A 3,596-nucleotide genomic window follows, 5' to 3' on the forward strand; every position below is an offset into this window, starting at 1 on the left:
CTCGACGTCCGCGGCCGAAGCGCGAGCCCTCGGTCTGCTGCTGCCCGCTGACGGGATCACGCTCAATCGCGAACGGCTCTTGTTGGATGCGAAGGCGCAGGCCGTCGCGCTGGCAGAGGCTGGTTACACGGCTCCGCAACCGCGCACGATTCCCGCGCCCGGCACGGCGTCGCTCGGCGTGTTAAACACGGGCGTCTTTCTGATGGGCGAGGCAGGATTCGCGTCCGAGCACGACATGAAGGTCGCGCGCTGGGTGGCGTACATCCTGTGCGGCGGCAAAGTCACGGCCGGTTCGCTGGTCAGCGAGCAGTACCTGCTTGATTTGGAGCGTGAAGCGTTTCTCGCTCTCTGCGGCGAGCGCAAGACGCAGGAGCGGATCGCGTATACACTTAAGACCGGCAAGCCACTGCGCAATTGAAATGAAAGTCGCAGCACTCATTCTGTTTTCGGCAACATCGCTTGTGTTCGTACGTGCACAGGACTCAACTCCTGCCCCTGGCAGTTCCCAGCAGTTCAACGAGTCCGGCAAAACCACTTTAGACGGACGCACCGCTTCCTATCTCATTCGCCGGCTGCCTGCGAGTTCATTTCCCGACCTGCCCGATGCAGTTGCCGAAGTCCTCGATCAGCGTGGCTGCATGATTCCACAGACCTACCAGGCGCATCGGCCGGAGAATGTCATCAACGCCAGCTTTGACCATCCTGGCTCGTCGGACTGGGCCGTACTTTGCTCTGCGCACGGCAATGTGGAACTGCTGGTGTTTTTTGCACGTACAGCCAGCAAGCCGATGACGTTGGCTTCAGTTCCGGAATTGCAGCGACTGCAGCGGCATGGTTCCTCCGATGTCCTTGGCTTCGATTGGGGGATCGATTCCGCTTCGCCGCAGCAAGTCCGCGAAGCGCAGGCGGGGATGGAACATCGTCCGCCGCCGCCTGACCATGACGCGCTTGCCGATACAGTTTTGAACCAGAAGACGGTGTATCACTTCTACACCCACAGCGCGTGGACGGTGGTCGATACGCCGCAGTAGTCGCGGCGTATTTGACCGCCGAAGGTCTCCCGGTCTAACAATGAGCCAGCGGATATTAACGAACCCTTCCGCGTTTCCCTGGAGTTTCTCTGCAGTTTTCCTGGAGTAACCAATGCCCGAAGCCGTACTCGTCAGTGCCGTTCGTACCCCAGTGGGCCGCGCACCCAAAGGCGCTTTATCCACCACACGTCCCGACGATCTGGCCGCTGCGGCGTTGACCAATGCTCTGGAGCGGGTTCCCGGGCTGGATAAGGCGGAAGTCGAAGATGTGATCCTTGGCTGCGCTCAGCAGGAAGGCGAGCAGGGCTGGAACATGGCGCGCATGACGGCGCTTCGGGCTCAGCTTCCCACCGACGTGCCCGGCATGACGGTGAACCGGCTCTGCGCCTCCGGCCTTGAAGCCATTGCCCAGGCCGACATGCGCATCCGCAGCGGCGTGCAACGTGTGGTGATCGCCGGTGGGGCTGAGACCATGAGCATGCTGCCGATGGGCGGCATCAAGCCCCGGCCGAATCCCTGGCTGGCCGAGAACTATCCGGCTGCGCTGCTCACCATGGGGCTGACCGCCGAGCGCGTCGCGAAGCACTACAACATCTCACGCGAAGACGCGGATGCCTTCTCTCTCGCAAGCCACCAGAAAGCAGTTGCCGCACAGCGAGCCGGCCGATTCGACGAGGAGTTGGTGCCCGTCAATGTCACCAACGCCATTCCGGGCGCCAAAGCCGGCAAACCCATTGCGTCAGATTCCGTCTTCTCTGCCGACGAAGGTCCTCGCGCCGACACGACTGCCCAGGCGCTCGCTGCATTGAAACCTGTGTTTCATGCACAAGGCACAGTGACTGCCGGCAACTCCTCACAGACCTCCGACGGAGCGGCCGCATCGGTTCTCATGGACGCGGCCCGCGCACAGGAACTCGGCATCCAGCCGCTGGCGCGACTCGTGGCATACGCAGTCGCGGGCTGTCTCCCGGAAGAGATGGGCATGGGGCCGGTATATGCCGTGCCCAAGGCACTCAAGAAGGCAGGGCTGGCACTCGCCGACATCGGCCTGATCGAGTTCAACGAGGCGTTTGCCGCGCAGGCGCTGGCCGTCATGCGCGAGCTCGGCCTCGATCCGCAAAAGGTCAACGTCAACGGCGGAGCCATCGCTCTGGGCCACCCGCTGGGCTGCACCGGTGCTAAACTCACCGCCACACTACTCCAGGAAATGAAACGCCGGAAGGCGCGCTACGGGATGGTGACAATGTGCGTGGGCGGGGGACAGGGAGCGGCGGGCATCTTCGAACTGCTGAATTGAACGACTTTTCGCGCAAAAGGAACGGCCGGGATTGCTCCCGGCCGTTACCTGCTCATGGCCTTGCGGCCACCCCAAAAAACTTATGCTTTCGCCGTCGATAGAGCCTTCAACCGTGCATTCAGGCGGCTCTTGTAGCGGGAAACGGTGTTTGAATGCAGAACGCCCTTCTGGACACTCTTGTCGAGAGCCGAAACAGTCTCACGGTACTGCGCCTGGGCGGCCTTGACATCGCCCTTGGCGATGGCTTCACGCAGAGCGCGCAGGCTGGAGCGGACGCGGGTACGGTTGTTGCGGTTCACAGCGGTCTTGGTTTCAGTCTGGCGGGCGCGCTTCAGCGACGATACATGGTTTGCCATTAAGCTTCCTTGATCTAAAGCCCTGAGTTGTCAGGGAAATTGGTGCGGGTCGGAATGCGGACACACCGCATCCCTTGCAATTTCCTAGTCTACGGGAAAGCGGGGTTTGGGTCAATCTGTCGCTTTCCGATGCGAGACCTCTGGCCCCACTGAAGCGCCAGGTGCTATCCTCGCGGTGCACCTTCCCCGACCCCCTTCAATTCCGGAGTGATCGATGATTCGTCTCCGTCTTCTTTGCGCCTGCTTCGGCGCGCTGATCGCTACGTCCCTCCCAGGTCTTGCCGTGGATCGCGTAATCTTCGCCCGATTGGGGCCGGCGGAGGCCAGCCTCTTTGTTTCCAACGCCGATGGCACCGCGGAACGGCCGCTGACACCCGTCGGATCGCTGGATTACAACCCTTCCTGGTCGGCGGAAGGCGATTGGATCGTCTTCACCTCTGAACGTGCCGGTTCTGCCGATCTCTATCGCATTCATCCCGATGGGACCGGGCTCGAGAGGCTCACTGACGATCCCGCCTATGACGATCAGGCCGGCTTCTCTCCCGACGGCAAACACATCGTCTTTGTCTCCACGCGCGCCGGCGGACGCGCCAATCTCTGGATCCTCGACGCGTCCTCTCATCGGGTCAGGGCTCTTACCTCAGGAGACGGCGGAGACTTTCGCCCCTCCTGGTCTCCCGATGGTCAGTGGATCGCCTTTTCTTCAGACCGTGACAGCGATCTTCGCCCCGCCAAAGGCCGATGGGAGCGTCTCCACATCGTCGATATTTACCTGGTCCATCCCGACGGCACCGGCCTGAAGCGCATCTCCCAGCACGGCGGATTCTGCGGCAGCCCCAAATGGACTCCCGACAGCAAGAGCGTGGTCGCCTACTGCATGTCCGATGAGGACACGTGGACCTATCGCTCCGG

General features: G+C 61.9%; 4 protein-coding genes and 1 pseudogene. 4 read left to right on the plus strand and 1 reads right to left on the minus strand.

The window, feature by feature from the left end:
* The 3 genes and pseudogenes from WA354_RS22870 to WA354_RS22880 all read left to right on the plus strand — a co-directional run.
* Positions 1 to 418 (plus strand): annotated as a pseudogene (locus WA354_RS22870) (3-hydroxyacyl-CoA dehydrogenase); the annotation flags it as partial.
* Between the two features lies 1 nt (position 419).
* Complete coding sequence (locus tag WA354_RS22875; RefSeq protein WP_472815337.1) at positions 420 to 1,031, plus strand: hypothetical protein; 612 nt, start codon at positions 420 to 422, stop codon at positions 1,029 to 1,031.
* 112 nt (positions 1,032 to 1,143) lie between these two features.
* Positions 1,144 to 2,328 carry a thiolase family protein gene (locus WA354_RS22880; RefSeq protein ID WP_472815338.1) on the plus strand — a complete coding sequence of 395 codons (1,185 nt, stop codon included), beginning with the start codon at positions 1,144 to 1,146 and terminating at the stop codon, positions 2,326 to 2,328.
* 80 nt (positions 2,329 to 2,408) lie between these two features.
* Here the strand turns inward: WA354_RS22880 and rpsT are convergent, their stop codons facing one another.
* Positions 2,409 to 2,684, minus strand: coding sequence for a 30S ribosomal protein S20 (gene rpsT / locus WA354_RS22885; RefSeq protein WP_472815339.1), 276 nt, complete (start codon positions 2,682 to 2,684; stop codon positions 2,409 to 2,411).
* A gap of 214 nt (positions 2,685 to 2,898) precedes the next feature.
* On the opposite strand from rpsT, the gene WA354_RS22890 reads away from it, so the two are divergent.
* On the plus strand, positions 2,899 to 3,596 hold a 698-nt coding region (locus tag WA354_RS22890; protein WP_472815340.1), incomplete at its 3' end, for a TolB family protein.

This window comes from Occallatibacter sp. (genome assembly GCF_049802275.1).
In the GTDB taxonomy this organism is placed as follows: domain Bacteria; phylum Acidobacteriota; class Terriglobia; order Terriglobales; family Acidobacteriaceae; genus Telmatobacter.

Excerpts from the sequence above, each read along its gene's own strand:
- WA354_RS22875 (WP_472815337.1), top strand. The coding sequence starts at position 420 with ATGAAAGTCGCAGCACTCATTCTGTTTTCGGCAACATCGCTTGTGTTC.
- WA354_RS22880 (WP_472815338.1), top strand. The coding sequence starts at position 1,144 with ATGCCCGAAGCCGTACTCGTCAGTGCCGTTCGTACCCCAGTGGGCCGC.
- rpsT (WP_472815339.1), bottom strand. The coding sequence starts at position 2,684 with ATGGCAAACCATGTATCGTCGCTGAAGCGCGCCCGCCAGACTGAAACC.